Source organism: Pseudomonas sp. K5002, from assembly GCF_013386655.1.
In the GTDB taxonomy this organism is placed as follows: Bacteria; Pseudomonadota; Gammaproteobacteria; order Pseudomonadales; family Pseudomonadaceae; genus Aquipseudomonas.
On sequence record NZ_JACARK010000958.1, the window covers coordinates 1 to 2,489 of the forward strand.

General features: G+C 62.0%; 3 protein-coding genes. All 3 read right to left on the bottom strand.

Features of this window, described 5'->3' with window-relative positions; translation table 11 throughout:
* Positions 1-124 (bottom strand): agmatine deiminase family protein (locus tag HX846_RS31685; protein WP_178966911.1); only part of this gene is annotated, 124 nt, incomplete at its 3' end.
* Positions 125-130: 6 nt separating this feature from the next.
* A complete protein-coding gene (aguB, locus tag HX846_RS31690; protein WP_008435737.1) occupies positions 131-1,009 on the bottom strand; it encodes an N-carbamoylputrescine amidase in 879 nt (292 codons plus the stop codon).
* Positions 1,010-1,134: 125 nt separating this feature from the next.
* Positions 1,135-2,489 (bottom strand): aminotransferase class III-fold pyridoxal phosphate-dependent enzyme (locus HX846_RS31695; RefSeq protein ID WP_178966912.1); only part of this gene is annotated, 1,355 nt, incomplete at its 5' end.

Below are 2,489 nucleotides of genomic sequence, written 5' to 3' on the forward strand. Positions count from 1 at the left end.
GCTTGCCGCCCAGGCGCCAGTTGTCCGGGCGCTCGGGCCAGATCATCCAGGTCTGGGTCTGTGGCGCCCATTCGGCAGGCATGTAGAAGCCGTCGGCGCGGGGGGTGCTGTGCAAAGTGGTCATGGCGATTCAGGACTCCAGGGAACCGTCGAGGGTTTTAAGCGCACCATACAGGTTCGGACGGCGGTCGCGGAACGAACCCCAGGCGCTGCGAATGTGTTCAAGTTCATCGAGATCGAAGCGGTGCACCAGGATGCCTTCTTCGGTTTCGTTGAGTTCTTCTACTTTCTCGCCGAACTGATTGGCAATGAAGGACGAGCCGTAGAAGGTGATGTCGTAGCCGTCTTGCTCCTCGTTACCGATGCGGTTGCTGGCGATCAGCGGCATCAGGTTGGCGCCGGCATGGCCTTGCTGTACCCGCTGCCAGTGGTCACGGGACGAAATTGTCTTGTCGTGGGGCTCGCTGCCGATGGCGGTCGGGTAGAACAGGATTTCCGCGCCTTGCAGCGCCATGCTGCGGGCGGCTTCCGGGAACCACTGGTCCCAGCAGATGCCCACGCCGATCTTCGCGTAGCGGGTGTTCCACACCTTGAAGCCAGTGTCGCCGGGGTTGAAGTAATACTTTTCATGGTAGCCCGGGCCGTCCGGGATGTGGCTTTTCCGATAAATCCCGAGGTTGGAGCCGTCCGCGTCGATGATCGCAATGCTGTTGAAACGCGCGCGGCCGGCCAGTTCATAGAAACTGATGGGCAACACCACCTGCAGTTCCCGGGCGACCTTCTGGAAGTGCTTGATCGCGACGTTATCTTCAACCGTGGTCGCCAGTTGCAGGTAGTCCGGGTTCGGCTTCTGGCAGAAGTACGGGGCCTCGAACAGCTCCTGGATCAGGATGATCTGCGCGCCCTTGGCGGCGGCCTCACGCACCAGCCTTTCAGCGGTTTCGAGATTGGCATCAAGGTCCCAGGAACAGGCCATCTGGGTCGCGGCAACGGTAACGATACGGCTCATGAATCATCTCCTCGGCGGCGGGCAAGTGGACGCCTTTATAGCGGATAAAAATCGGCTTTTGAAGCTATTAAATATCCACCCATCGAAAAATGATCAAATTTTACCGATAAAAATCGAGTTTATTGTTACAAGCCTTCCTCCAGAACTTTCGCCAGCATGTCGACGAAGAAATCCACACTGTGCCGTGAGGTGACCATCGGCGGCTTGATCTTGAGGATGTTCAGGTAGTCGCCGGTGGGCTGCATGAAGATCCCCAGCTCCCGCAGTCGGTCACACAGCAGCGCAGTCTCTTCGGTGGCCGGTTCCAGGGTCTGTCGATCGCGGACCAATTCCAGCCCCAGGTAAAACCCGGAACCATGCACTGCGCCCACCAATGGATACTGCTCGACCAGCGCCTCCAACCGCGCCTTGAAGTGTCCGCCCACCTCCTGGGCGTTTTCCCACAGCTTTTCTTCCTCCATCACATCCAGCACCGCCATGCCGATCCGGCAACTCACCGGGCTGCCTCCCGATGAGGAGAAGAAGTAACCCTCGGCCTCCAGCGCCTCGGCGATTTCCCGGCGGGTGATCACCGCGCCCAACGGCTGGCCATTGCCCATGCCCTTGGCCATGGTGATGATGTCCGGCACCACGCCCTGCTCTTCAAAGCCCCAGAAGAAATGCCCCATGCGGCCGTAGCCCACCTGCACTTCGTCGGCGATGCACACGCCGCCCTGCTCACGAACCAGCGCGTACACCTGCTGCAAATAACCGGGCGGCAAGGAAATCCCGCCGGCATTGCCATACACCGGCTCGCAAATGAAACCCGCCAGCTGGCGATTCTGCGCGGCGATTTTCGCCAGGTTGTGTTCCACGCTGCGTACGTAGTCGGGGGCGCTGTCCTGCCCGCGAAACTCGCCGCGATAGGTATTCGGCGCGGTCACCGGGTGCACCCAGTCCGGGCGGCTGCTCAAGGCCTGGGGGTTGTCGGCAATCGAAGTCGACACCGCATCCGCCGCCACCGACCAGCCGTGGTACGCCTCCAGCACGCTGAGCATGTCGCGCCCACCGCTGTAGGCCCAGGCCAGGCGAATCGCCAGGTCGTTGGCCTCGGTGCCGCTGTTGACCAGGAACACCCGGTCCATGGAGTCCGGCGCCAGCGCCAGCAAACGCTCGGAGAATTCGGCAATCGCCGCATAGTGGAAGCGCGAGTTGGTGTTGAGCAGCGACCATTGCCGCGCCGCCACCTCGGCCATGCGCGGGTGACCGTGGCCGAGGACGGCGACGTTGTTGAGCATGTCGAGGTAGGAACGGCCCTGCATGTCGATCAGGTGGTTGCGCCAGCCGCGCTCGATGCGCGGCGGGTCGACGTAATAGTGCTTCTGCGAGCGGGCGAAGCTGGCGTCCCGACGCGCCAGCAGGGCTTCGGGGTCCAGCTCCGGCTCGGCGTCGCAGGCCAGTCCCAGCAACGTGGCCGGGGATGGGCAGAGCGTTTGCCATG

Coding starts and splice junctions, on each gene's coding strand:
- aguB (WP_008435737.1), bottom strand. CDS start 1,009: ATGAGCCGTATCGTTACCGTTGCCGCGACCCAGATGGCCTGTTCCTGG.